Annotated in this window: 24 protein-coding genes; 7 read left to right on the top strand and 17 right to left on the bottom strand. The window is 67.3% G+C overall.

Annotated elements, in window-relative coordinates; all coding sequences use genetic code 11:
- Positions 1-162 precede the first annotated feature (162 nt).
- Both FB478_RS14710 and FB478_RS14715 read left to right on the top strand, forming a co-directional pair.
- Positions 163-834 carry a TetR/AcrR family transcriptional regulator gene (locus tag FB478_RS14710; protein WP_056388396.1) on the top strand — a complete coding sequence of 224 codons (672 nt, stop codon included), beginning with the start codon at positions 163-165 and terminating at the stop codon, positions 832-834.
- A 58-nt stretch (positions 835-892) separates the two neighbouring features.
- A complete protein-coding gene (locus FB478_RS14715; protein ID WP_144600984.1) occupies positions 893-1729 on the top strand; it encodes an alpha/beta fold hydrolase in 837 nt (278 codons plus the stop codon).
- A 10-nt stretch (positions 1730-1739) separates the two neighbouring features.
- On the opposite strand, the gene FB478_RS14720 is transcribed toward FB478_RS14715, so the two are convergent.
- Positions 1740-3242 carry an MDR family MFS transporter gene (locus FB478_RS14720; RefSeq protein WP_144600985.1) on the bottom strand — a complete coding sequence of 501 codons (1503 nt, stop codon included), beginning with the start codon at positions 3240-3242 and terminating at the stop codon, positions 1740-1742.
- A gap of 121 nt (positions 3243-3363) precedes the next feature.
- Complete coding sequence (locus FB478_RS14725) at positions 3364-3930, bottom strand: type 1 glutamine amidotransferase domain-containing protein (RefSeq protein ID WP_134165307.1); 567 nt, start codon at positions 3928-3930, stop codon at positions 3364-3366.
- Positions 3931-4425: 495 nt separating this feature from the next.
- On the opposite strand from FB478_RS14725, the gene FB478_RS14730 reads away from it, so the two are divergent.
- Positions 4426-6054 carry an HNH endonuclease signature motif containing protein gene (locus FB478_RS14730; RefSeq protein WP_261377423.1) on the top strand — a complete coding sequence of 543 codons (1629 nt, stop codon included), beginning with the start codon at positions 4426-4428 and terminating at the stop codon, positions 6052-6054.
- A 73-nt stretch (positions 6055-6127) separates the two neighbouring features.
- On the opposite strand, the gene FB478_RS14735 is transcribed toward FB478_RS14730, so the two are convergent.
- Positions 6128-6655: a TetR/AcrR family transcriptional regulator gene (locus tag FB478_RS14735; RefSeq protein ID WP_018770248.1), complete on the bottom strand. Its 528-nt coding sequence runs from the start codon at positions 6653-6655 to the stop codon at positions 6128-6130.
- Between the two features lie 251 nt (positions 6656-6906).
- On the opposite strand from FB478_RS14735, the gene FB478_RS14740 reads away from it, so the two are divergent.
- Positions 6907-7173 (top strand): hypothetical protein, encoded by a 267-nt coding sequence (locus tag FB478_RS14740; protein ID WP_018770249.1) that lies wholly within the window; start codon positions 6907-6909, stop codon positions 7171-7173.
- Positions 7174-7229: 56 nt separating this feature from the next.
- Here FB478_RS14740 and FB478_RS14745 read toward each other — a convergent pair whose 3' ends face one another.
- The 14 genes from FB478_RS14745 to dacB all read right to left on the bottom strand — a co-directional run bounded on the left by FB478_RS14745 (position 7230) and on the right by dacB (position 21186).
- Entirely contained in the window at positions 7230-8159 is a 930-nt protein-coding gene (locus FB478_RS14745) for a pantoate--beta-alanine ligase (RefSeq protein WP_144600986.1), read from the bottom strand.
- On the bottom strand, positions 8160-9053 hold the full coding sequence (locus tag FB478_RS14750) for a Rossmann-like and DUF2520 domain-containing protein (protein ID WP_144600987.1): 894 nt from the start codon (positions 9051-9053) through the stop codon (positions 8160-8162).
- Positions 9046-10734, bottom strand: a complete 1689-nt coding sequence (locus FB478_RS14755) for a PH domain-containing protein (RefSeq protein WP_395858352.1) — start codon at positions 10732-10734, stop codon at positions 9046-9048. Before FB478_RS14755 ends, FB478_RS14750 begins: the two co-directional genes overlap by 8 nt.
- Complete coding sequence (locus FB478_RS14760; RefSeq protein WP_018770253.1) at positions 10731-11243, bottom strand: PH domain-containing protein; 513 nt, start codon at positions 11241-11243, stop codon at positions 10731-10733. The genes FB478_RS14755 and FB478_RS14760 overlap by 4 nt, the downstream gene beginning before the upstream one ends.
- The gene (locus FB478_RS14765) at positions 11224-11772 is read right to left on the bottom strand and encodes a DUF3180 domain-containing protein (RefSeq protein ID WP_144600988.1); all 549 of its coding nucleotides are present in this window, start codon (positions 11770-11772) and stop codon (positions 11224-11226) included. Before FB478_RS14765 ends, FB478_RS14760 begins: the two co-directional genes overlap by 20 nt.
- Positions 11769-12314, bottom strand: coding sequence for a 2-amino-4-hydroxy-6-hydroxymethyldihydropteridine diphosphokinase (gene folK, locus FB478_RS14770; protein ID WP_144600989.1), 546 nt, complete (start codon positions 12312-12314; stop codon positions 11769-11771). Before folK ends, FB478_RS14765 begins: the two co-directional genes overlap by 4 nt.
- Complete coding sequence (gene folB, locus FB478_RS14775) at positions 12311-12703, bottom strand: dihydroneopterin aldolase (RefSeq protein ID WP_056388411.1); 393 nt, start codon at positions 12701-12703, stop codon at positions 12311-12313. The genes folK and folB overlap by 4 nt, the downstream gene beginning before the upstream one ends.
- 13 nt (positions 12704-12716) lie before the next feature.
- The gene (gene folP / locus FB478_RS14780; RefSeq protein ID WP_018770257.1) at positions 12717-13655 is read right to left on the bottom strand and encodes a dihydropteroate synthase; all 939 of its coding nucleotides are present in this window, start codon (positions 13653-13655) and stop codon (positions 12717-12719) included.
- A gap of 9 nt (positions 13656-13664) precedes the next feature.
- Entirely contained in the window at positions 13665-14309 is a 645-nt protein-coding gene (gene folE, locus FB478_RS14785; RefSeq protein ID WP_018770258.1) for a GTP cyclohydrolase I FolE, read from the bottom strand.
- Positions 14310-14318: 9 nt separating this feature from the next.
- Positions 14319-16382, bottom strand: coding sequence for an ATP-dependent zinc metalloprotease FtsH (gene ftsH, locus FB478_RS14790; protein ID WP_144600990.1), 2064 nt, complete (start codon positions 16380-16382; stop codon positions 14319-14321).
- 220 nt (positions 16383-16602) lie between these two features.
- The gene (hpt, locus tag FB478_RS14795) at positions 16603-17154 is read right to left on the bottom strand and encodes a hypoxanthine phosphoribosyltransferase (protein WP_018770260.1); all 552 of its coding nucleotides are present in this window, start codon (positions 17152-17154) and stop codon (positions 16603-16605) included.
- A 30-nt stretch (positions 17155-17184) separates the two neighbouring features.
- The gene (gene tilS / locus FB478_RS14800) at positions 17185-18258 is read right to left on the bottom strand and encodes a tRNA lysidine(34) synthetase TilS (RefSeq protein WP_186447808.1); all 1074 of its coding nucleotides are present in this window, start codon (positions 18256-18258) and stop codon (positions 17185-17187) included.
- Positions 18259-18369: 111 nt separating this feature from the next.
- The gene (locus tag FB478_RS14805; RefSeq protein ID WP_026265930.1) at positions 18370-19500 is read right to left on the bottom strand and encodes a zinc-dependent metalloprotease; all 1131 of its coding nucleotides are present in this window, start codon (positions 19498-19500) and stop codon (positions 18370-18372) included.
- A 162-nt stretch (positions 19501-19662) separates the two neighbouring features.
- The gene (gene dacB / locus FB478_RS14810; protein WP_144600991.1) at positions 19663-21186 is read right to left on the bottom strand and encodes a D-alanyl-D-alanine carboxypeptidase/D-alanyl-D-alanine-endopeptidase; all 1524 of its coding nucleotides are present in this window, start codon (positions 21184-21186) and stop codon (positions 19663-19665) included.
- A 155-nt stretch (positions 21187-21341) separates the two neighbouring features.
- On the opposite strand from dacB, the gene FB478_RS14815 reads away from it, so the two are divergent.
- From FB478_RS14815 to FB478_RS14825, 3 genes are all read left to right on the top strand, one after another.
- Positions 21342-21830 (top strand): inorganic diphosphatase, encoded by a 489-nt coding sequence (locus FB478_RS14815; protein WP_018770264.1) that lies wholly within the window; start codon positions 21342-21344, stop codon positions 21828-21830.
- Positions 21831-22007: 177 nt separating this feature from the next.
- Positions 22008-23351: a carboxylesterase family protein gene (locus tag FB478_RS14820; RefSeq protein ID WP_082581652.1), complete on the top strand. Its 1344-nt coding sequence runs from the start codon at positions 22008-22010 to the stop codon at positions 23349-23351.
- Positions 23352-23355: 4 nt separating this feature from the next.
- Entirely contained in the window at positions 23356-24108 is a 753-nt protein-coding gene (locus tag FB478_RS14825) for a DUF429 domain-containing protein (RefSeq protein WP_144600992.1), read from the top strand.

A 24108-nucleotide genomic window follows, 5' to 3' on the forward strand; every position in this document is an offset into this window, starting at 1 on the left:
AGGCTGCGGATTACCGGTCACTTGATAGTTTTCCAGCGGGATGTCCCCAAACAGTTTCGCCTCTGTAAAAGGCGGATAGACATCCTGTTTCCGGCAGATTTCCGTCCCCTCACAACGTCCGGGCGTCATTTCCGCCGCGCCCGGCAATGCAAGAATGGGGCCGTGACTTCAGCCGGACCGGGACGCCCCCGCCACCAGCAGCCCTCGCGGCCAGGTGCCACCGCCCGCGATGAAATCCTGGACGCCGCGGCAGAGCTTTTCACCACCCACGGCTTTGCCAGCACCTCCACCCGGTCCATCGCGGACGCGGTGGGCATCCGGCAGTCGTCCCTGTACCACCACTTCAAGACCAAGGACGACATCCTCGAGGACCTCCTCGAGGGGACGGTGTCCGGTGGGCTGACGTTCGCACGCTCGGTGGCCGCGCTTCCTGCCGACGCACCTGGAACCGAAAGTCCGGCTGGAAGCCGGCTGCACGCCGTCGCGCTTTATGACGGCACCCAACTGTGCAGCGCCCGGTGGAACCTTGGCGTGCTGTACCACCTGCCCGAGGTCCGGAGCACCCGCTTTGCCCGGTTCCTCAACAACCGCCAGGAACTCAGGCGGCTCTACGGGGAACTGGGCGCCGGGTTGTCAGCCTCCCCGCACGGACCCGACGGCGGCGACTTCACCTTCCGCCTGGTCGAATCCCTGATCTACCTCCGCGCGGACGGCGCGGCCAACGCCGAATCGGCACTGCAGGCCGCCGACGCCGGGCTGATCCTGTGCGGGCTCGGGGACCGGCTGCCGGCCATCCGCGCCGCGAGCCAGGCCATCATCGACCGCCTTGCCTGACCTCCGGGCCGCCGGTGGCCGGGATGCCCCGCCCGGCTTGCTCGGCTAGGCTCGGAACATGACGCGAGAGAACATCAGGACCCCCGACGGCGGCACTGTGGAGCTCTTCTCCACCGGCGCTGAGCTTGCTTCTGCCGGTTCGGGCGTGGTGGTTGTGCCGCCTTCCATGGTGACCGCCGCGGATTACACCAAGTTCGCCCAGAAACTGAGCGCCTCCCTGGGCCGGCCCGTACACACCTTCAACCGGCGCGGCCGCGGATCCTCGTCACCGCAGCCCGAGGACTACACGCTGGACGTGGACATCCGGGACCTGGACACGGTGATGAAGCACACCTCCAGCACGGACGTCTTTGGGCACAGTTTCGGCGGCGCCGTCGCACTGCACGCGGCCCGGACCCTTCCGGTGGAACGGCTGGCCGTCTACGACCCCGCGGTCTCGGTGAACGGCAGCGTCACGGCCGACTGGATCGTGGAGTACGAGCGTGCCATCGCCGCAGGAGACCATGACCGCGCCCTCGCCGTGATCCAGCGCGGGCTGGAAGCCGGCGGCTCCTTCTCATCGCGCATGCCGCTGTCCATGCTGACCCTGGCCAACAAACTGACCGCCGGCACCAGCGAAGGCAAGCAGCAGCGCGAGCTGATGCGCACCGGAGTCCGCGAGATCAAAGCCATCATTGCCGCCGACATGCCGGCCGAACCGTTCCAGGCGCTCCCGCTGGAGACGCTGATCGTGGTGGGCGAAAAGAGCCCCGCCTACTTCGGCATCGCCTGCGGCCAGATCCACGACGTGCTTTCCGGCTCCAGCTACACCATCCTGCCCGGGCTGGGCCACGACGGCGCCATCAAGGCCCCGGACAGGCTGATCAAGGAACTGAGCGACTTCTTCGCCGGCTAGCGCGGCCTGGCTAATGTCCTGCGCCGTGGCCCGCGCCGGCGCCTTCGGTCTTGCGCATCATCGCTGAAAGCACGACGGCGGCAAGGGCTATGACGGTTGCCGTCAGGAAGGCGGCGCTCATCCCGGCGACGAGTCCCGACGTCGCGCTCACAACCGCGAAGATCGACACCAGCAGCGCCGTTCCAGCGGCACCGGCCACCTGCTGGGTGGTGCTCATGATCGCGGAGCCGTGCGAGTAAAGGTGCGGCGGGAGCGGGTTGAGCCCGGTGGTGAAGGCGGGGGTAAACAGCAGCGCGAGGCCGAAACTCAGCCCAACGTGCAAGGTGACGATCCACCACACCGCTGTTCCGGCGTCGAGCATTGAAAACTGCCAGAGGGTCACCACCATCAGGACGGACCCGGTAATGGTGAGCGGCAGCGGACCCACCTTGTCGAACGCCCGGCCGATGACCGGGCCCAGCAGGCCCATGGCCAGGCCGCCGGGGAGCAATGCCAGGCCGGTTTCCAGCGAACCCAGGCCCCGGACCTGCTGGAGGTAGAGCGGCAGCAGGATGACGCCGCCGAACAGGGCCATCATGGCCACCACCATCAGCAGGACGGAGACGGTGAACATCCGGAACTTGAAGGCGCGCAGGTCCAGCAGCGGCGCGGCTGCTTTCTGGAGGCGCACCTGGCGGAGGACGAAAACCGTCAGGGCGGCCACGCCGATGACCAGGGCTGCGATGGCGCCGGCACTGGGGCCGGCCTGGCCGCCATGGCCGCCGCCGATCTGGCTGAGCCCGTAGACCAGGCCGCCAAAGGCCGGGACGGTAAGGATGACGGACAGCACATCCAGCCTGGCCTTTTCAGGCTTCCCCACGTTGGTGAGGTATTTGGCGCCGATGGCCAGCGCCGCCAGGGCAACCGGCAGCACGAAGACGAACATGAAGCGCCAGGTGAAATGCTCCAGGATCAGGCCGGACACTGTGGGACCCATTGCGGGTGCCACAGAGATGGCAATGCTCACGTTGCCCATGACGGCGCCGCGCTTGGCCAGCGGGACCAGGGTGAGGATGGTGGTCATCAGCAGCGGCAGCATGATGGCGGTGCCGCCGGCCTGGACAATGCGCGCCAGGAGCAGGACCTCGAACCCGGGAGCCACCGCCGCAAGCGCCGTTCCACCCGCGAACAGGCCCATGGCCAGCATGAAGACGGCGCGCGTGGACAGGCTCTGGAGGATGAAGCCGGTAGTGGGGATCACCACCGCCATGGTTAGCATGAACCCCGTGGATAGCCACTGGACCGTGGGAGCGTCCACGCGAAGGTCCACCATGAGCCGCTGCAGGGCGACGTTCATGATGGTCTCGTTGAGGATCACCACGAATGTCGCCACCAGCAGCGTGCTGATGATGGTTACCGATTCACGGGACATCTTCTCCGGCGCTGCGGACTGGGTTCCTTTGCGGGTTTCAGCGCGTATTCCTTCGCCCTGAACGGGCTTGCCGCTGGCGTTCGGAGAGACTTCGGTAGACATGGGTGTTCCCTCAGGGGTTTTTGGAAGTGATGCACGGCCGGCGCCGCTGCAGATGCAAACACTCTACCCGCTGGAGTAATTCCTCCATACGGGTTTTTCAACCCTGAGGGAACATTGGGGGTCAGGCGGTCTGGCCCGCGTGCTGGCCTTCGGAGATCTCTTCCACCAGCTTGTTGTTGAAGGCCGGGAGGTCGTCCGGGTTCCGGCTGGTCACCAGGCCCTGGTCCACCACCACTTCCTGGTCCGTCCAGTTGGCGCCGGCGTTCTTCAGGTCGGTTTCAAGCGTGAAGTAGGACGTGACGTTCCGGCCCCTGATGACTCCCGCCTCGATCAGCAGCCAGGGTCCGTGGCAGATGGATGCCACGGGCTTGTGCTGTTCAAAGAAGCTGCGCGTGAAGCTCTGGGCATCCTTGTCCACCCGCAGGTGGTCCGCGTTGACGACGCCCCCGGGAAGCACCAGGGCGTCAAAGTCCGTGGCATTCGCCTCTGCCACGGTGAGGTCGACGTCGAAGGTGTCGCCCTTCTCGGTGCCGTTGTAGCCCTGCAGCTTGCCGCTCTTGGGTGCCACCAGGGTGGGCTCGCCGCCGGCATCCTTCACTGCCTGCCAGGGGCTGGTGAGCTCCACCTGCTCCACGCCGTCAGTGAGCAGGAATGCCACCTTCTTGCCTGCGATGCTGTGCTCTGACATTGATCCTCCTCATGCTTGCGGTTGCACGCTTTTGGCGCACAGGTCCCGCTTCGAGAGTTGTTTGCCTGACGCTTTCCAGCCTAGGAAAGTTGAAAGTCATAAGCAAGCTGACTATTTACTGTCCGGGGTACGTGCTTCGTTCGGTACGGCGGCTGCGCCGGCAAGGACGACGGCGGCACGGGGCTGCACGCTGGCGGGTTGTCTGCGGGCCTTCGGGTTCCTTCTGCGCACGGCATAGGGAGCCGTGAGTCCTGCGGATTGTGCCTTGGCGCCCTTTTCGCTGCGGATATCTTTTGGCGCTGCGCATCTTCCTTTTCGCGCGGCATATTTGGGGTGCGAAAAGGAATGTGCGTGTCGACAAGGCGTACGACGGCGGCACGGGGCTGGCACGCTCGCGGCACCTTGGCTGCGGCTGACGTTGGGGTACGGGCAGGAGCCTGGGGGCAGGGCTGGTCGGCAGGCCTGATTGTCAGTGCCTCGCTGGATGATGTTTCCATGGGAATCGGCACGGGTGTTGGGGTGGTTTTGGAGGGTGTTTCTGCCTCTGTTGCTGCCCTCGATGCGCTGGACCGTGAGGATCATTTCCTTGCCGCCGGGACTGGTGTTGGCGCTGATGTCGATGTGCTGCAGCGGCGGTATGAGCTCCGGCTGGAACGGCTGGAGGCAGTCTCCCGGGTCGAGGCTCAGCTCGCGGCGGTGAAGGCCCGTGACGCGGCAGAAGCGGTCGAGATCCAGCAGGCACTGCTTGCCCCCGACGCCCCGGTGGATGAGCGCATGTTTTCGGAGATGTCAACGGTGGAGGAGATCGCCGGTGTCCTGACCGTCAGTTCCGCGGCCGCGGGTGCTTTGGTGGAACAGTCCCGCCGGGTGTGTTCCCTGCCGCCGATGATGGCTGCCCTGTCAGCCGGTGACCTGTCGTGGCAGCATGCCAGGATCGTCGCCGATGAAACCGAAGGGCTCACCCCTGACGGGGCTGCTGCCTTGGTGGCGCACTTCTTCGACCCCGACGCGCCCAACCCCGCCCGCGGCGCCGCGCCCGGTGAACTTGTCCCTGCCCGGTTCCGCGCCAAGGTCCGCGCCTGGCGGGAACGCCACCACCCCGAAACCCTCGAAAAACGCCACGCCAAAGGTGTGGCGGACCGGCGGATGGAATACACCCCCGACCGCGACGGCATGGCCTGGCTCTCGCTCTACCTCCCCGGCGACACCGCCTGCGCCATCTGGAACCGCACCACCGCCACCGCCCGCGGCCTGCAGGGCCCTAACGAGCCCCGCACCCTCACCCAACTCCGCCCCGACATCGCAGCATCACTCCTCCTCGGCGCCGGAACCACCACGGCCACGGGTGAGGCTGCTCCGGGTGGGGCTGCACGGGCTACAGGTGATACGGCGGGCGCAGGCAGCGATTCCGGCACAGGGGGCACTGGTGATGTTGGCAAGGTCCCCACCCCGCGGGCCGATGTCCTGGTCACCGTCCCGGTCTTCGCCCTGCTCGGACTCACCGATGAGCCGGCGGCGCTGGACGGCATGGGCCCGATCCCGGCGTCGATGGCGCGGAGGCTTGTCGCGGACGGGGCGGAGTCGTTCTACCGGGTCCTGGTCGACCCCCGCGACGGGGCACCCCTGGAGATCGGACGCACCCGCTACCGGCTCCCCGAAACCATCAAACAATGGATCCGCATGCGGGACCGGAAATGCACCTTCCCCGGCTGCACCAACCACACCCCCGACAACCACACCGACCACCTCACCGCCTGGGAACACGGCGGCAGAACAGCCGTCCGGAACCTGGCGCAGCTTTGCCCCAAACATCACCGTTTGAAGCACGCCCGCACCTGGAACCCGGATCCCGCGACGGAACACGGACCACCCGGCTGGACCTCACCCACAGGCCGCCACTACAACCCCGAACACCAAGACCCCGAACCAACCCACTGGCCACAATGGCCCATGCCCGCTGCTGCAACCCCGGGTGGAGATCCCGGCCCGGAGCACCCACAGTGGGAACCAGACGACGACACCTTCATAGACCTCAACGACCTGTCACCCGAAGACCCCCTCTGGGCAGACTTCTACACCACGCCATTCGCGCCCTTTCCGGACCGCGTTGGCGCCGGGCAGTAGTAACTGTGGCGCCGGAGCAATGCATCGCGTCGTACCTTATGCCTCGCCCCGGACGCCTATCTGGCGTCGGGCGCTATGCCCGGTGGTGCTCGATGAGCCAGCGCGCCATCTGTTGGGCGCGCTGGGCGGCCTGGAGGTCACCCTCGGTGGCTGAAGTTATGGAGCCCTTCATCAGGATGTGCCAGGAACGCGAAAATTCCTCCGGTCGGGCCAGACCGGCTTCCTCCGCCAGCCCCCGGACGTGCCCGCGGACCTTCGCCAGGTAGTCGATGCTCGCCTGGCCCAGAGGGTGGGAGGGCCCCATCTCCAGCAGGACATTGATAAAGGCACTGCCTTCGAAATCGTCCTGCTGGAACCAGTCGCCCAGGACGTCGAAGATCGCCAATAGTTGCTCAACGGGAGTGCTTCCCTTGCTGCGGGCCTTGGAAATGATGCTGTCCTCCGTCCACTGCTTATCCCGCCGTTCCAGGAAGGCCAGGACCAGCGAATCCTTGGATGGGAAATGCCGGTAGAAAGTCGCCTTCGCTACACCCGAACGCTCGATGAGCTCGTTGACGCCCACAGCCCGGATCCCCCGGCGCGAGAAGAGCTCGTACGCCACGGACAAGATCCGTTCCTCCGGGCTCGACTGGCCGCTCGGCGAAGCCGGCGCCGCTGGGGGTGGCACTGGCGATTCCGGCCCTGACGATGCTGGGGACGATGAATTTTCGGGCTCCGGATTCGTCACGTCCATGGGGTAATTCTGTCATGAGACAGACTTGTCTTCCCCGTTGTAGTGTTTGTCCTACGTGCAGTGCATTCGAACGTCGCGGTGGTTCCCCGGCCACTGCAGCTTGATGCAAGGAGGCCACTATGACCGTAGAGCGGTCGGTCCAAGGCGTGCCGTCGGCTCCCGAGCCGTGGATCCCCAGTGATACTCCTGTGGAGATCCGCCAGTTCGCCATCGAATCCCTGCGCTGGCAGGCACAGGAGATTATCGACGAACAGCTTTCCAGCACGGATCCGGCCGAAGAACTCTCCAGGGCACGGCTTCGACAGTTCGTTGCACGCAACCCCGGCCGTCCGGAAAAGGCACTCCTGGAACAGCTGATGGCCAGCGAGGACGGGCTTGCCCCTTAGCCCGCCATCCTCGTTCCCGGCGCTTCAGCCCGGCTGGAGGCCAGTGAAACAAGAAGTCAGGAACTGAGCGGCATATTGTCGATCAGCCGCACCGGGCCAACCTTGGCGGCGATGAGCGCCAGGGCCTCCCCCCGGAAGGGAGTCTCGCGGCAGTTCTCGGCCAACGGTTCAAGGGTTCCCGGATCCACTACCTCGAAGTAGTCCAGTTCCACCAGTGGCTGGGACCTCACAAGCGCCAGCGCTGAGTCCAGGTCCAGCGGGTCATGCGCGTTTGCCCGCTCCTCCAGCAGCCGCAGGGCCCTGGACAGGACAAGCGCGGCCTCCCGCTCGGCGTCGGACAGGAAGCGGTTGCGGCTGGACAACGCCAAGCCGTCCTCCGCCCTGACCGTGGGCACGCCGACGATCTCGACCGGAAAGTTCAGGTCGGCAGCCATCCGCCGGACCAGGGCCAGCTGTTGTGCGTCCTTCTGCCCAAAGTAGGCCCGGTACGCCGGCAGGCCGCCTGCTTGTGAAGCCCCGTCAGTGGAACCGGAAGGAAGGCCCGCTGCCGGCATTCCGTAGTGCAGCAGTTTTGCCACAACGGTCAGGGCGCCGTCGAAGTGTCCGGGCCGGGAAGCGCCCTCCCACTTCTCCCCCAGGCGGCCGGAGGTAATCCGGACCAACGGCTCCCCACCGGGGTAAACCTCCTCCACGGACGGCGCGAACACCAGGTCAACACCCTGTTCCTCCAGCAGCGCAAGGTCGGCGTCCAGCGTCCTGGGATAGCGGTCAAGGTCCACAGCGTCGCCGAACTGCAGGGGGTTGACGAAGATGCTGGCCACCACAACGTCATTGTGCTCGACGGCGGTGCGCGCCAGAGCGGCATGGCCTTCGTGGAGTGCGCCCATGGTGGGCACCAGGCCCTGCGAGGTCCCGCGCCTGGCGCCAAGGAGCCTGGCGCTTTCCGCGTGCAGTTCGTGAACGGTTTTGACGAGTTGAATGGACATTCAGTCCTCCTTTGGATCGAGGGCCTCGTGCAGCCCCTTCAGCTGGTCAGGTTTCAGCAGTCCACGTCCTTCTGCCCTGAGGGCAGTGGCCCGCGCCATCGCAAGGTAGGCCTCAAGCACATCACCGTGCCCGCCGTCATCGAACTCCCGCAAAGCCTCCGCATGGGCACGGACCGTCCCCACGTCCCCGCGGGCCACCGGGCCGGTCAGCGCAGACTCCCCTGAGGCCAGCGCGTTTTCCAGCGTGGCCCTCAGCAGCGGACCAAGCATGCGTTCGGGCGCCTCCACGCCAACCTCCCGCAGGAGCTGCGACGCCTGCGCCACCAGGGTCACCAAATGGTTGGAGCCGTGCGCCAGGGCAGCGTGGTAAAGCGTCCGGTCCGCCTCGGCGATTGCAACCGGTTCCGCCCCCATCTCCACTACCAGCGCCTGGGCGATGGGCAGCATGGCGGCATCGGCCGTCACCCCGAAGGTGCAGTCCAGCAGCCGGGTGAGGTCCAGGCTCATTCCGGTGAAAGTCATGGCCGGGTGCAGCGCCAATGGAATGGCACCGGCGGCGCGGACGGGATGCAGCACGCCGACGCCGAACCGACCGGAAGTGTGTGCCACAAGCTGGCCGGGCTGCCATGCCCCAAGCTTCGCCAGGCCCTCCACCAGGCCCGGGAGGGCGTCATCCGGCACTGCCAGCAACACCAGTTCCGCGCGCTCAACGATGTCCTGCACTTCCAGGATGGGCACGCCGGGCAGCAGCGCTTCAGCCCGTTCCCGGCTTGCGTCGGACACCGCCGACACCCCGACGACGGCGTGCTCGGCTGCGCGCAAAGCCGCGCCAAGCACGGCTCCCACCTTGCCGGCACCGATGATTCCGACGCCGAGGCGTCCGGGCTTAGCCATGCTGCTGGCCTTCCTGTTGGTGGTGGGTGCGGGTTTCGCCGGCCGCCGCCTGGGACATCGGCGCGGCAGGGGTCGGCCCGGCAGGCAATTGCACGCCCAATTGCATGCCACCCGGCAGCGTGGGCGCAACTGCCGGAACAACCTGCAGCAACCATTGTTCGGTGGTTTGCCGCTTCCGGGCCAGCCGTGCGCGTGCTGACTGGTCGTCGAAGAGTTGCCTGGCTTCGTCCAGCCCGGCCTGCCTCAGGCGCGGCACAACCGGCCCGGCGGTTGTATGCAGGACCAGGTCCGCCACCCGGAACCGGCGTGCCAGGGGCCCCTGGTGCAGGGCCAGCGACTGGGTCCGCTGATGGGGAACCAGCACCAGCTCACGCCACCACCGCCCGGAACGGATCAGGAGGGCCGTGTCCGTTGACGTGAACCCGTTCCGGCGCCACGCGAGGGGCGCCAGCAGCCGGGCCCGGCGCGGCGTGGTGACGAATCCGCCGTCGGAATCCCTGCCTGCAAGCCCGGTGGTGAACACCAGCTCCGGCCGGTCCGTCCCGGGGTCCGGCAGGACCAGCGACAGCATTGCCATGACGTCGGCAAGCTTGCCGACGGGCAGGAGGATGGTCCTGGTGTTGCCCTCGACGGCGTTGCCGGAAACCCCGTAGCCGGCCGCATTCACCTGCATCCGATACCAGCCGAACGGCCGCCACAGCGGAGGCTGGGCGATTTTCACCGCCTGGATCCGGCCGGGCGGAAGCGTCTGCGCCTGGGTGTCCAGCAGCCCGTACCGCAGCCGGATGCCGTCGGGCGAAACCGCTGCGGTGAAGTTGAATCCCTTGTTGAAATAGTTCCAGTAGCCGGCGGCAAGGCCCAGGGCCGCGGGCACCAGGTAGAAGTAGAACGCGCGGTTGTCCGTCAGTGCCGACAGAACCACCGACGCAATGCCGCCCACCACAATGAAGACGCTTTGCTCGCTGAGGATCAGCGATCCGAGAAGGCGCGACGGCGGCACGGCGAGGACAGTGATTTCCGGCGCCTCGGGTGCGGGTTGGGGAAAGCGTCCCGGCCCCTTACTATCCCCGGAAAAACCATCCGGGGCGGAACCAGCGCCGGCACCGGTATGGGAACCGGCGCCGGAGACTGCTCCGGAAGCCTGCGCCAGGATGGTGGCACGAAGCTGGCGGGCGTCATCGATCTTCAGGTAGGCCAGGCGCACCGCTGATTCGCCGGCGTCGGCCACCTCGAATTTGAGTTCGGCCAGTCCGAAGATCCGGGCCAGCAGGGGCTGCACGATGTCAATGGCCTGCACCCGGTCCAGCCGTGCCTGCCGGTGCTGGCGGAAGATGAGCCCGCTGTTGACCCGGACGTAGCCACCGGATACCTGGTACTTGGTGAAGTACCAGGTAAGCACGAATCCCAGCACCGCCACGGCCAGCACCACGGCCCCGCCGCCCAGCAGCCATGGGGCGCGCCTGGCGAACCCCTCCTCGAACACGGGCTGGCCCTGCAGTGTCCGCTCGAAGAGGTCCCGGCCGAAGAAGAACGTGATGGCTGCCAGGGCAACCCAGCCGCGGACGAACGGCGAGGCGGGATGTACGCGCAGCCATTCGCCGTCGGGCGTTCCGTTGGTTTGCGGCCCGGCCGCAGCAGGCGGAACCGCTGCCTGCCCGGGCAGCTGGCCGTCAGTGGTCACAGCCCTGCCAGCCTGGCTTCGCCGCGGGCGGCCAGCTGTTCCCGGAGCCGTGCGCCCTCCGCTGCCGGCAGGCCGGGGATGCGTGCGTTCGTTCCGGGTGACGCGGTGTGCAGCTTCACGGTGCACAGGCCCAGCGCGCGTTCCACGGGTCCGACGCCGATGTCCACGTACTGCATGCGGCCGTAGGGGACGGCCATGGTGCGCTGGAAGAAGATCCCGCCCCGGATCAGCAGGTCCTCGTCGCGCTCGGCGTAGCCGATGGCCCTGACCTGCCGCGGAATGAGCACCAGCCGCCACAGGGCAGCCAGGAGCGTGGCAGACGGAACAGTGATGGCGAGCCACAGCGGCGGCCACCGCCACCAGCCCAGGAGGACAAACAGCAGCGGAGCGGCCAGGACCACTACGGTGACAAGGTTGGCCACAGCCCATTCCACCAGGCGGACTGTGATGTATTTCGGTGAAACCCGCTGCCAGGCGATACCCGGCGGGTCAATCGCCTCGGTATGCATATTCGCCTTCCCCGGCGGCTTCCCCGCGGGCAGGGCGGCCCTTCTTCCCGTCGAGGCTGTTGGCGTCGCCGTCCTCCGGGGGGATCTTGCAGAAACGCTCCACGAGGAGCCCCACCACGATCATCACCAGGCCGCCGCCGGCCATGGCCAGGGCCAGCCAGGTGATGCCCTGGTCGCTGCGCAGGCTCCAGATCCGCAGCTGGTCCAGGAAGATGCCCACGTGCCAGCCCAGGAGCACCGTTCCAGCGTAGGCGCACGCCTGTGCCAGAATCAGCGTCCGCGCGGCGAGAAGGGGGTCCAGCTGAGTCTTCCTGGCCGTGCTGTTGGGCTGGAGGCTGTTGCGCCACCGCAGCACCCGGATACCCAGAATCAGCGTGATGGCAACGATGACGCCCATGGTGGCCAGCGCTGTGGCGGGCAGGACAGGCGTGGCCATGCTGTACCGGCTGGTGACTACCGTGGCTGACCAGCCCGCCACAGCGAGGATCACGCAGATCAGCAGGAGGCGCAGCGGGTTGATCGGCTTCATCGCTCCTCCACCGCTCCCGCCGTGGGCATGCCGTCAAAGTCGCCGAACCCGTCGAACGGCGACAGGTCCTTGAAATCCTCTGCCCGGGCTGCCAGGGCGCTGATCCGTTCGCCGTCCAGCGTGGCGGCTGGTTCGATAAGCGACCAGGGGTAGAGGACGAAAGCCCGCGACGCGGCGCGCGGGTGCGGCAGGGTCAGCGCGGGATCATCGCTGCGGTGGTCGCCGTAGGTGATGATGTCGACGTCGAGCGTCCGCGGCCCCCAGTGGACCTCGCGGACGCGGTGGTGCTTGTTCTCCACCGCCTGGCAGTGTTCCAGCAGTTCCTGCGGGCTCAGGCTGGTTTCCACCGTGATGACCATGTTCAGGAAGTCCGGCTGCCCGGCCGGGCCGCCCACGGCTTTGGTCTGGACTATGGGTGAAACGGCAAGGAGCCGGACCTCCGGCGGATCCACCAGGTCCCCCACAGCCTCGGTCAAGGTCTCGTTCCGTTCACCAAGGTTGCTGCCCAGGGCCAGCACGGCCTTGGTATAGGTCCCGTTCACGTCTGCACCCCGGCCAAGGCATGGCCAGCGGGGACCAGTGCCCGGTGGACGGTGACAGCCACGTCCCCGAAAGGAACCGCGATGGGAGCCTGCGGCTTGTGCACGGTGATGTCCACGGCCTGGAGCTTGAATTCGGACAGGAGGCTGTCGGCGATCCGCACTGCGAGTGCCTCGATGAGGTTGAGTGGTTCGCCGGTGATCCAGTCGGTGATACGCTGCGCCACCTCGCCGTAGTGCGCGGTGTCCCGCACATCGTCGGACTTTGCCGCTTCGGTGAAGTCCAGGTGGAGCACTGCGTCCACCACGAAAGGCTGGCCCTCCCGGCGTTCGAAATCAAAGACGCCGTGATGGCCGACGGCGGTCACTCCGGTCAGCGTAATCCTGTCCATGGGTCCCCCGGCCCTATTGGTTTTTGGGTACGGCTTGTGCCGTGGATGCTGCGGCCATGCGTGCAGCCACCTTGACGGCGTCAAGGCTGGACCCCACCTCGTGCACACGGACGGCCCAAGCCCCGCGGTAGGCGCTGATGGCTGTGATCGCCGCTGTGGCCCCGTCCCGTTCCTCCGGGGCGGCGGACTTGCCGGCCACCGTCAGCAGGGTGCCGAGGAAGCGCTTGCGGGAAGCGCCCACCAGGACCTTGTGGCCCAGGCTGTCCAGCTGGTCCAGGTTCTGCAGCAGTTCCCAGTTCTGGGCGTCATTCTTGGCGAACCCCAGGCCGGGGTCGATGATGATCTGTTCCTGGCTGACACCTGCGGCGTAGAGCTTGTCGCGGACTCCTGCCAGCTCGGCCACCACTTCACCGGCAACGTCCGTGTACTCGGCGAGGGAGTTCATGGTGCGGGCGTCCCCACGGCGGTGGGTGAGGACGTACGGCACCTTGGAGGCCGCCACGAACTCGGCCATTTCGGGCTCGATGCTCAGGCCGGAGATGTCGTTGATGATGGCTGCGCCGGCTTTTACCGCCGCTGCCGCCGTCGAGGCATGCGTTGTGTCGATGCTGACCAGTGCGCCGGCCTTCACCAGGGCCTCGATCACCGGCAGGACGCGGCGCTGTTCTTCTTCCGGGCTGACATCGTCAGCGCCGGGCCGGGTGGATTCGCCGCCGACGTCGATGATGTCCGCACCCGCGTAAAACATCCGCAGGCCGGCGGCGATGGCGGTGTCAGCCGTGGCGTGCTTCCCGCCGTCGCTGAAGGAATCGGGGGTGACGTTGAGGATTCCCATGACCAGGGTGCGGTCGGTGGGCAGGCCTTCGAAGCGCGCGGCCGGGCGGGGCTTGCGCAGGATGGGCAGCGGGGAGGTTGCGGGCCCCGTTCCAGGGGCTGCAGCGAGTGAATCCATGGTCTGTAGTTACCTTCCGAGGATGAGGCTCATGGCTTCGGCACGGGTGGCCGGGTCATGAAGCTGCCCGCGGACCGCACTGGTGACGGTCTTCGCTCCGGGCTTGCGGATACCGCGCATCGACATGCACATGTGTTCGCATTCAACGACCACGATGGCGCCACGGGGCTTGAGGTAGCGGACCATCGCTTCGACGATTTCAGTGGTGAGGCGCTCCTGCACCTGCGGGCGGCGGGCGTAGATGTCCACCAGGCGGGCCAGCTTGCTCAGCCCGGTGACCTTGCCGTCGTGGGACGGAATGTACCCCACGTGGGCCACCCCGTGGAACGGCACCAGGTGGTGCTCGCAGGTGGAGTAGAACGGGATGTCCTTGACCAGGACCAGTTCCTCATGGTCCAGGTCGAAGGTGGTGGACAGCACGTCAGCAGGATCGTGGTGCAGTCCCGCGAAGACCTCGGCGTACGCCTTCGCAACCCGCTTCGGGGTGTCGCGCAGGCCGCCGCGGTCCGGGTCCTCGCCAATGGCAAGGAGGATCTCGCGGACGGCCGCCTCGATCCTCGGCCGGTCCACCTTTTCGCGTTTCGAATGGTGGGATCCGTCCTCCGCCAGGTGTACGGCGGAGGCGGGAACGTCGTCGTCGTCGAAAGAAGTCACAGGGAAAGCTTAGCCGCGAAGGGTGTCAGGCCCCGAGTCGGAGGTGCCTCCGTGAAACGGAGCGTCCTCCGGAACGCCCTGCGAGTGCGGCGGCTGGGCGTCCAAAGGCTCGTCCAGCCGGGCCTTCTTTGCCTCTTCCTGCGCCTCGCGTTCCGCCCTTTCCTGGCGGGACTCCACGGGGCCTGACATCTGGACAGGACGGGTTTCCTTGGACAGCCACACTTCGCGGAAGTCGCGCTTGCGCACGTCGCGGAAGATGTCGGCAATCTCGGACTGGTTTAGGGTTTCGCGCTCCAGCAGCTCAAGGGCCAGGATGTCCAAGATGTCGCGGTTCTCGGTAAGGATCTCGTAAGCCTCGTCGTGGGCCTGCTCGATCAGCCGGCGCACTTCCTCGTCCACCACGTAGGCGATCTGGTCCGAGTAGTTGCGCTCGTGGCCGGCGTCGCGGCCCAGGAAGGGTTCGCCGCCGCCCTGGCCCAGGCGGACAGCGCCGACGCGTTCGCTCATGCCGTACTCGGTGACCATCTTGCGGGCAGTGCCGGTGGCCTTCTCGATGTCGTTGGAGGCGCCGGTGGAAGGGTCGTGGAACACGATCTCCTCGGCAACGCGCCCGCCCATGGCGTAGGCCATCTGGTCGAGGAGTTCGTTGCGGGTGATGGAGTATTTGTCGTTTTCGGGGACCACCATGGTGTAGCCCAGGGCCCGGCCGCGCGGAAGGATGGTGATCTTGGTGACCGGAGCCGAGTTCCGCAGGGCTGCCGCCACCAGGGCGTGGCCGCCTTCGTGGTAGGCGGTGATCTTGCGCTCGTGTTCCTTCATGACGCGGCTGCGCTTCTGCGGGCCGGCCATGACTCGGTCAATGGCCTCGTCCAGGGCGCGGTCGTCAATCAGGTTGGCGTTGGAGCGCGCGGTGAGCAGTGCGGCCTCGTTGAGGACGTTGGCGAGGTCTGCGCCGGTGTAGCCGGGCGTCTTCTTCGCCACACCCTTCAGGTCGACGCCGGGCGCCATCGGTTTGCCCTTGGCGTGCACCTGCAGGATCTGGTCGCGGCCAATGAGGTCCGGCGCCTCCACCGAAACCTGGCGGTCGAAACGGCCGGGGCGCAGCAGTGCCGGGTCCAGGACGTCGGGCCGGTTGGTGGCGGCGATGAGGATCACGTTGGTTTTGACGTCGAAGCCGTCCATCTCCACCAGCAACTGGTTGAGGGTCTGCTCGCGTTCGTCGTTGCCGCCGCCGATGCCTGCACCGCGGTGGCGGCCAACGGCGTCGATCTCGTCCACGAAGATGATGGCGGGCGAGTTGGCCTTGGCCTGTTCAAAGAGGTCGCGGACGCGGGATGCGCCGACGCCGACGAACATTTCCACGAAGTCCGAGCCCGAGATGGAGAAGAAGGGGACGCCGGCCTCACCGGCCACTGCGCGGGCCAGCAGCGTCTTGCCGGTGCCGGGCGGGCCGTACAGCAGCACGCCCTTGGGGATCTTGGCGCCAACGGCCTGGAACTTGGCAGGCTCCTGCAGGAATTCCTTGATCTCCTGCAGTTCCTCGACGGCCTCGTCCGCGCCTGCGACGTCGGCGAAGGTCACCTGCGGCATGTCCTTGCTGACCATCTTGGCCTTGGACTTGCCGAACTGCATGATCTTGGAGCCGCCGCCCTGCATCCGGGTCATCAGGAACCAGAAGAGGGCACCCAGCAGGATGACGGGGATCAGGAGGGAGAGCAGGCCGGAGAACCAGTTGCTTTCAATCGGCTGGTCGGTGAAGCCCTGGGCCGGCTTGGCGTCGGTGACAGCCTTCACCACGTCCTGTGCGCGTGCGTCAACGAAGAAGAACTGGACGCTCTTGCCTTTGTCCTGCCCGTCCACCTGCAGGTTGTCCTTCAGCGTGAGGTCAACGCGGTTCTCGCCGTCGAAGATCTTGGCCTGCTCCACCTTGTTGCCGGAGAGCAGTTCCAGGCCCTTGTCCGTATCGATGCGGGCGGCACCGCCGGGGGCGAGCGTTGCAAAGGCCACCAGGAGCAGACCGACCACAACGACGATCCAGATGCCCGGGCCTTTGAAGAAGTTCTTAGCTTTCATCTGTTCGGGGGCTGGCCCCGTCCCTTCCGGTAGTGCTTCACGGCGAGTAGTCTGCGCGCGTGATGGTGCTGCGTCAGCTTCTAGCTATACACCGTCCGGAGTACATCACGCATAGCGAAAAGCAAAAGTTCCCTGTGGGCGTAGCAGTGCCGGGACAGCCCAGGAGTTGCCCACATGGCGCGGTTTTACCGGAGTACGGCGGCGGAGTGTGCGGCGCCGCTTACTCGTAGACGTGCGGGGCCAGGGTGCCCACGAAGTCAAGGTTGCGGTACTTTTCGGCGTAGTCCAGGCCGTAACCCACCACGAACTCGTTGGGGATGTCATAGCCGACGTACTTGACGTCGATTTCCACCTTGGCGGCTGTGGGTTTGCGGAACGCCGTGCAGATCTCCACGGACGCGGTGCCGCGGGACTCCAGATTGGTCTTGAGCCAGGACAGGGTGAGGCCGGAGTCGATGATGTCCTCGACGATCAGCACGTCCTTGCCCATCAGGTCAGTGTCCAGATCCTTCAGGATGCGTACCACGCCCGAGGACTGGGTGCCCGAACCGTAGGAGGACACTGCCATCCAGTCCATGGAGATGTGGCTGTGGAGTGCGCGGGCAAGGTCAGCCATGACCATGACGGCGCCCTTGAGCACGCCCACCAGGAGGATCTCGCGCCCTTCGTAGTCCTTGTCGATCTGCGCAGCGAGCTCCGTGATCCGCTGCTGGATCTGCTCCTTGGTGTAGAGAACGTGCTTGAGATCTGCCTGGACGTCGTTTGAATCCACCAATGGCTCCTGTTTAGATGCGGGGTGCGACTATTTTGCGGGCGGTTTTTGGGACCGGAATACTAGCTTCCCACAGCGCGCCCGTTCGCGGGGAACAGAACCGGGGCCGCCCTGGGCACCCGGCACGCCGGCGTCCTTTGATCCCTCCAGCTGTGCCAGCGACAGCCGGTACACGCTGACGCCGCCGGGAAGCTCCACCGGACCCGCCGAACCCTGGCGCCGCAGCAGCGCTTCCGCCGCCAAAAGGCGCTGGTAGCTGGGCTGCTGGCCGCCGACGTCGGCCGCTGCCTTGGCGATCACACGGAACCTGATGGCCGGGGCCAGGGCACGCAACGCCTCCTCGGGCAGCGCCAGTGTGCCGCCGTCCCGCTCCACCAGGGAGGCGAAGGTGCTTTCCGCCACAGCCTCCAGGTAGTCGGCGTCAAGCTGCAGGATGGCGGCGGTCCGGGCCAGGGATTCGGCAACCCCGGGGCCCAGGTTCTCCTCGAGGTGCGGTAGGACCTCCACGCGGGTCCGGGAGCGTGCAAACGCGGGATCGGCGTTGGTGGGATCGTGCCAGGGATCCAGGTCCTCCACCGTGCAGATCTCCTCGGTGTCCGCCCTGCGCAGGCCGAGGAACGGGCGCAGCAGGACACTGTTTCCGACGCCTGCCCGGGACGGCCGCATGCCCGCGAGCGAGCGGGAGCCGGAGCCCCGGGCCAGGCCCAGCAGTACCTGCTCCGCCTGGTCGTCGAGCGTGTGGCCCAGCAGGATGGCGCCGGCGCCCTGTCCCGCCGCGGCGGCTTCGAGCGCGGCGTGCCGGGCTTCGCGTGCGGCGGCCTCTGGGCCCATACCGGCACCAGCCACCGTGACCGTGCGGATCTCAACCGGTGAAAGGCCCAGCTCCTCCAGGGTCTTGGCGGTGCGCGCGGCAATGTCGCCGGACCCCTCCTGCAGCTGGTGGTCCACCACCACGGCTCCCACGGTCACCGGGCGTCCGTCCACATGCCCGCGCCGGGCAAAGTACGCAGCGACGGCGGCCAGCGCCAGGGAATCGGGGCCTCCGCTGCACGCCACGACGACGTGGCCGGGATATCCGGCATCGGCGAGCGCGTTTTGCAGCATCCTGCGCGCAGTCCCGACGACGGGCGCGAGCCTTCCAGGCCGGCGCCGTCCGCTGCGTGGCCCGGCGGTGCCGGCAGGCCACTCAGTCCCGGGTACAGGTGTGTCCGTCAATCAGTGACCCATCCGCTCAAGCCACAGCTTGGCGTCGTGGATTTCGGGCTCGGTAGGCAGGTGGTCCACGGACTCCCAGACTTTGTTGAAGCCGTCCATTCCGGCCACGTCCACCACGGCCCGGACGAAGCGGGCGCCGTCGGAGTACTGGCGCATCTTGGCGTCCAGGCCCAGGAGGCTGCGGATGAACTTCTCGATCACGCCCCGGTCCTTGCCGCGGTCGTTGAACCGCTGCCGGATGGTCTTCACGGACGGGACGATGCTGGCGTCGACGGCGTCCATCACCACGTTGGCGTGCCCTTCGAGGAGGCTCATGACGGCGGTGAGGTGCGAGATGGCGGCCTTTTCCTCCGGATCCTGCAGCAGGTCCAGGATTGCGCCGCGGCCGGGAGTGTTTCCGGTGGCGGAGCGGTCCTTCAGGGAGCGGGCAGCAGCGGTGGCGCGCTCCATCAGGGTGTCGACGTTGCCCAGCAGGTGGCCGCTGAGTTCGTCGATTTGTTCCAGCATGTGGTGCCGCAGCCAGGGGGCGGCCGCGAACTGGACACGGTGGGTTTGCTCGTGCAGGCAGACCCAGAGCCGGAAGTCCTCGGGCGTGACGTTGAGTTCCCGTTCCACCGACACGATGTTGGGGGCCACCAGCAGGAGCCGGCCGGCCGCGGGAGCCGTGGAGTTTTCTGCCAGCGCCGCGAAGGGATCGTACTGGCCCAGGACCTTGCTGGACAGGAAGGCAAGCACGGCGCCCAACTGGCTGCCGGTGATGGCGCCGCTGACCTGGGCGGCAGCGGGGCTGAGGCTTCCGCGGCGGCTGTCCAGCATCTTCTGCATTGCGGGTTTGAGCATCACCGCGAAACTCTGCGTGTTGGCTTTGGCCCAGGACGCTCGGTCCACCACCAGCACCGAGGAATCGCGAAGGTCGCGCGCCGCCTCCAGGCCGGTGATGTCGTGCACGTGCGGAACGGAAGCGTCCGCCAGCCGTCGAAGGCTGTCCACCGCTTCCCCGATGGCCTTTTCATCGAGCTCCGGCCCGGCGGGAGCCAGCCGCGCTGCGGCAGACGCAGCGAGGTCCCAGTTGATCAGGGACTGGGCTGTTGGGGACAACGTCGATGCGGATTCGCGCGCAGTGGACTCCATGGTTCCCATCAGAACACAGCAGGCTGGGGATCGTCCTTAAGTTCGCTGACCGGCGAACTTGCACAGCCCCGGCACAGGAGGCCAGAAGCGCCGTCCCAGTCCAGGCCGGCACGTTGGAAGTGCAGGAGGAATCCCCCTCATGGAGTACCAATGGCAGCCGTGCTAGCGGCAGCCGCAGCCCGCCAGCGCCGTGGCGGCCCGGTCCAGGGCTTCCTTGTTGCCGGCCGCGCCCGGGGTCAGGCCGTTGCCGATGAAGGAGAAGACCAGGAGCCGCCCGTCGGAGTCCACCACATATCCGCTCAGCGCCAGAACGGTGTTCAGTGTCCCGGTCTTGGCGCGAACCAGGCCGGCACCGCCGGACGTGGTGGCATCCCCGTAGCGGGTGTCCAGGGTTCCTGACAGGCCACCAACCGGAAAGCCGTCCAGGGCGGCCCGCAGCCTGGTGTCGGCGCCGGTGGTGATGGCCCGCACCACGTCAGTGAACTGGCGGGCCGCAACCTGGTTGCCCATGGCCAGCCCGCACACATCCACCAGCTTCACGGCGTCAGAGGGGATGCCCGCTGCCGCGAGTTCGGCCGCGACCACGGCCGTGGCACCGTCATTGCTTCCGGGCCGGCCGGTGGCCAACGCGGCCATCCGGCCCATGGTTTCGGCAAGGTAATTGTCAGATACCTGCAGCATCAGGTTCACCTGCTCAGCCACGGTGGCCGATTGGACGGCCGCCAGGGCTGGGGCGGCGGCTTGGGACGCGCCGGGTGAGCGTTCGACGCCGGCCGCCACGGTGAGGCCGGCCCCGGCACCTGCCGCACGGAGCCGGGCCGCGAACTCCTCCGCGGCGGTTATGGCTGAATCCTGGGGCCGGGGGCCGGTGGTGACGGCGGGGTCGAAGCGTGCAGAGTTGAGGGCCAGGGGGTACAGCGGCGCTATTTCGCCCGCCTCCACGTCGCCGCTCTGCCAGGCCGGATTCAACGCCGCGCCGGTGAAGAGGGAGTCATCCACCACTACCTTGATGTCTCCCGTGGTTCCGGCGGCCTGCAGGGCCTGCACCGTAAGGGCGGCAAGGGTGGCAAGGCCGGCGTGGCCCATAACCTGGTCCGGCTTCGACTCCCCGGCGGCCAGGAGGACGTCGCCGCCGCCCACCAGCACCACCTCCCCGGCGGCGGAGCCCGGCACCACCTTGGTGGCGAAGCGGTGGTCCGGCCCCAGGGTGCGCAGTGCGGCCACCGCCGTCAGCAGTTTAAGGTTCGACGCCGGCACCCGGCTTTCCGCGCCGCCCCGGTCAAAGAGGACCTGGCCCGTGAGCGCGTCCTGCACCATGCCGGTGAAGGTACCGCCGCCGTCGGCCTTCAATGCCGGGTCCACCTGGGCTGCCACCGCTGACGGAAGGGGCACTGGGGCGGACTGCTGAAGCGGGGCGAGCGCCTGCGGGGCGGACAGGGTGGCGGGGGCCTGCTGCCAGGCGGGGGGCGCCGGGGCGGATTCGGGGGCTTCCGCACCAAAGAACCCTGGGCCCAGGAATCCGGGGGCCACCAGCAGGGCTCCCGGGAGGGCGAGGACAAGCAGGATCAAGGCCGCCAGGGCCAGCGGCCAGGGCTTGCGCGGCCCTACCGCGGGGGTCCGGCCAGAGCTGCCGGGGCGCCCGGACCGATGCGCGCGCAACGGTTCCTGGCCGGTTGTTTTGGTCATGCTGGTGCTGGTCCTCAAGTCCTGAAATTTCCCCACAAGTTCCTGATTCCAGGGCCTCTCGCTATATCCTCAATAGTAGTCGGCGGCACCGACACTCTTTTTTGTGGGCCCGTCAAGTGTGCCGCGCACCCCCTGCAATTGCCGAGGAGCATTCCATGAAGCACGACGTGACCATCGAGATCCCCAAGGGATCGCGCGTCAAGTACGAAGTTGACCACGAGACCGGCCGTGTCCGCCTGGACCGCGTCCTCTTCACCTCAATGCAGTACCCCACGCACTACGGGTACTTCGAAAACACCCTCGGCGAGGACGGCGACCCGCTGGACGCGCTGGTGCTCCTGCAGGACTTCGACCTGCACCCCGGCGTCATCGTCGAGTCCCGCCCCATCGGTGTCTTCAACATGACGGACGACGGCGGCGGGGACGCCAAGATCCTCTGCGTCCCCGTGGATGCCCGCTTTGACCACATCCAGGAAGTCAGCGACGTCAACGAATTCCTGATCAAGGAGATCGAGCACTTCTTCACCCGCTACAAGGACCTGGAGCCCGGCAAGTGGGTCAAGGCCGAGGGCTGGGGCGACCGCGCCGCGGCCGAAGCCGAGCTGGAAGCCTCCATCAAGCGTTACGTGCCCGCGTCGCACTAGTTCCACGTCGCACTGGTTCCACCGGCGCACTGGTTCCACCGGGCCACCGCCTTAGTGCGGCCAGGCCCTGAATCCCCGTCGGCCGGACAAGTCCCCGCTTCATGCAAGAGGGATAGGTCCGGGAGGCGGGGATTTGTCGTTGTCCCCACTAAGGTAAATCTGTGGAATCGTGGGGCTGTGAGTTCTGAGCCAGCACTGACTTCCCAGCTCTTGTTCCATCCGCCCTGCGGCCCTGTCGCCGGCTGGCGGGACGGCGAGGTTATCCGCGCCTCAGGGATCCCGTACGCCGAGGCCGCCCGGTTCCAGCCGCCCGTGCAGGTCCCGGACTGGACCTCCGAGCTGTCCGCCACGTCCCTCTCCCCTGCCTGCCCCCAGGCGCCCGTGCCGTTCCTCGACGACGTCCTGGGCACCAGATACGGGGAGCTTCCGGGGAGCGAGGACTGCCAGAACCTTTCCATCACCATGCCCGGCGACGTCAGGCCGGACGAAAAGCTGCCCGTCATGGTCTGGATCCACGGCGGCTCCTACACCACCGGCTCCGGGGACCTGGCCATCTTCGACCCCGCCCGGCTGGTGGCCGAGAACCGCGTCATCGTGGTTTCCGTGACGTACCGGCTGGGGCTGTTCGGGTTCCTGGCCACACCCGCGGGGCGTCCCGGCAACCTGGGGCTCCTGGACCAATTGGAGGCATTCCGGTGGGTGCGGCGGAATATCCAGGCCTTTGGCGGCGACCCCCGCCGGGTCACCGCATTCGGCCAGTCCGCCGGTGGTGACGCGATCGCCCACCTGATGGCCACACCCGAGGCGCCCACACTCTTCCAGCGCGCCATCATCCAAAGTGCACCGCTGGGCATCACCCGCGGGCGGGCCAAAATGAACCACGCCATGGGCATCGCCGCCGAATCGGTCACCGAACAGACACCGGCCATGGACGTGGTGGCGGTCGAGGAACAGGTCACCCAGGTGGCCAAAAAGTTCGGCATGCTGGCCGCCATGCCCTTTGGCACACAGTACGGGCACGATCCACTCCCGGAGGAAGCCGGGATCGAAGCGGCGTGGGACCGGACGGCGCCCGGCATCGAGGTGCTGATCGGCCATACCTCGGAGGAGGCGCGCCTGTTCCTTCCCCGCAGCCCTCGACTGATGCGGCTGGCCGGGATCCCCTTGGTGGGTCAGCACGCCGTGCGTGCCATCGACTGGGTGGTCACCGAAACCGTGTACGGCCGGGCAACGCGCCGGTTCGCCCGGCGCCACGCCAAAGCGGGCGGAAACGCCCACCGGTACCTCCTGACCTGGCATGCCCCCGGCAATATCTTTGGCGCGGCCCACACCGTGGACCTGCCCCTGCTGCTCGGCACCAGGGAAACATGGGACGGGGTGGGACTGATCGCCGGCGCCCGCTGGGAGGACGTGGAGGCGGCTGGCCGGAAGATGCGGGCCCTGTGGGCCGGTTTCGCCCGCGGCGCCGACCTTGGGAAGTCCGGCGGCATCACCGGAGTCCTGCAGTATCAGGCAGCCTGAGAGCGTGAAAACGCTGGGCGTGGACCTGGCGGCGGCCACCAGGAAGACCGCCGTCGCGGTGATCGAGTGGGAGCCAGATACGGCCCGGCTCACCCACCTGGCCCTGGACGTGGACGACCAGGACATCGTGGAGCTGTTCGGCTCCTGCGAGATGACCGGCGTCGACTGTCCGGTGGGCTGGCCCGACGCGCTGATCCCGTTCCTTACCGGCCACCTGAACTTCGACGCCGATCCCGTCCTCGAGTACGACGGAATTGCCGGCCGGAGGCTGCTCGCCTACCGGGACACCGACCGCTTCGTCACGCGCGAAACCGGGCTGATCCCGCTCAGCGTCTCCGCCGACCGGCTGGCCCATCCTGCCATGCGCTGCGCCGTGATCCAGGCAAAGATCGGCGCCCTGCACGGCCCACAGGCGCGTGACGGCTCAGGACGCCTGGCCGAGGTCTACCCGGCAGCATCCCTGAAGATCTGGGGCCTGAACGGGCGCGGTTACAAGGGCCGGGGCGTCCTGGAAGCCGAACGCCTCGGCCTCCTGCTGGCGGCCCTCGAAGAGCAGGCGCCATGGCTGGACCTGGGCGGGCACCGGGGCACGCTGGCCGGCTCGGACGATCTCTTCGACGCCGTCATCGCTTCCCTGACTGCCCGGGCCGCCGCCCGTCGTCGTACGCTCTTGCCGGACGGTTCCCATGCGCAGGCAGCGCGCAGCGAGGGCTGGATCCACCTGCCCTCCTGCACGCTGGACGAACTCCGCAACTAG

The sequence above is a fragment of the Arthrobacter sp. AG367 genome, assembly GCF_007828995.1.
GTDB lineage: Bacteria > Actinomycetota > Actinomycetes > Actinomycetales > Micrococcaceae > Arthrobacter.

What these genes read in the sequence shown, in the direction of transcription:
- FB478_RS14750 (WP_144600987.1), bottom strand. Translation starts at nt 9,053, where the DNA reads ATGGCTAAGCCCGGACGCCTCGGCGTCGGAATCATCGGTGCCGGCAAG.
- FB478_RS14805 (WP_026265930.1), bottom strand. Translation starts at nt 19,500, where the DNA reads ATGGAGTCCACTGCGCGCGAATCCGCATCGACGTTGTCCCCAACAGCC.
- FB478_RS14745 (WP_144600986.1), bottom strand. Translation starts at nt 8,159, where the DNA reads ATGTCCATTCAACTCGTCAAAACCGTTCACGAACTGCACGCGGAAAGC.
- FB478_RS14815 (WP_018770264.1), top strand. Translation starts at nt 21,342, where the DNA reads ATGAAGCACGACGTGACCATCGAGATCCCCAAGGGATCGCGCGTCAAG.
- tilS (WP_186447808.1), bottom strand. Translation starts at nt 18,258, where the DNA reads ATGCTGCAAAACGCGCTCGCCGATGCCGGATATCCCGGCCACGTCGTC.
- FB478_RS14765 (WP_144600988.1), bottom strand. Translation starts at nt 11,772, where the DNA reads ATGAAGCCGATCAACCCGCTGCGCCTCCTGCTGATCTGCGTGATCCTC.
- folB (WP_056388411.1), bottom strand. Translation starts at nt 12,703, where the DNA reads ATGGACAGGATTACGCTGACCGGAGTGACCGCCGTCGGCCATCACGGC.
- FB478_RS14725 (WP_134165307.1), bottom strand. Translation starts at nt 3,930, where the DNA reads ATGTCAGAGCACAGCATCGCAGGCAAGAAGGTGGCATTCCTGCTCACT.
- FB478_RS14715 (WP_144600984.1), top strand. Translation starts at nt 893, where the DNA reads ATGACGCGAGAGAACATCAGGACCCCCGACGGCGGCACTGTGGAGCTC.
- FB478_RS14740 (WP_018770249.1), top strand. Translation starts at nt 6,907, where the DNA reads ATGACCGTAGAGCGGTCGGTCCAAGGCGTGCCGTCGGCTCCCGAGCCG.
- ftsH (WP_144600990.1), bottom strand. Translation starts at nt 16,382, where the DNA reads ATGAAAGCTAAGAACTTCTTCAAAGGCCCGGGCATCTGGATCGTCGTT.
- FB478_RS14730 (WP_261377423.1), top strand. Translation starts at nt 4,426, where the DNA reads ATGGGAATCGGCACGGGTGTTGGGGTGGTTTTGGAGGGTGTTTCTGCC.
- FB478_RS14720 (WP_144600985.1), bottom strand. Translation starts at nt 3,242, where the DNA reads ATGTCTACCGAAGTCTCTCCGAACGCCAGCGGCAAGCCCGTTCAGGGC.
- dacB (WP_144600991.1), bottom strand. Translation starts at nt 21,186, where the DNA reads ATGACCAAAACAACCGGCCAGGAACCGTTGCGCGCGCATCGGTCCGGG.
- FB478_RS14760 (WP_018770253.1), bottom strand. Translation starts at nt 11,243, where the DNA reads ATGCATACCGAGGCGATTGACCCGCCGGGTATCGCCTGGCAGCGGGTT.
- folP (WP_018770257.1), bottom strand. Translation starts at nt 13,655, where the DNA reads ATGGATTCACTCGCTGCAGCCCCTGGAACGGGGCCCGCAACCTCCCCG.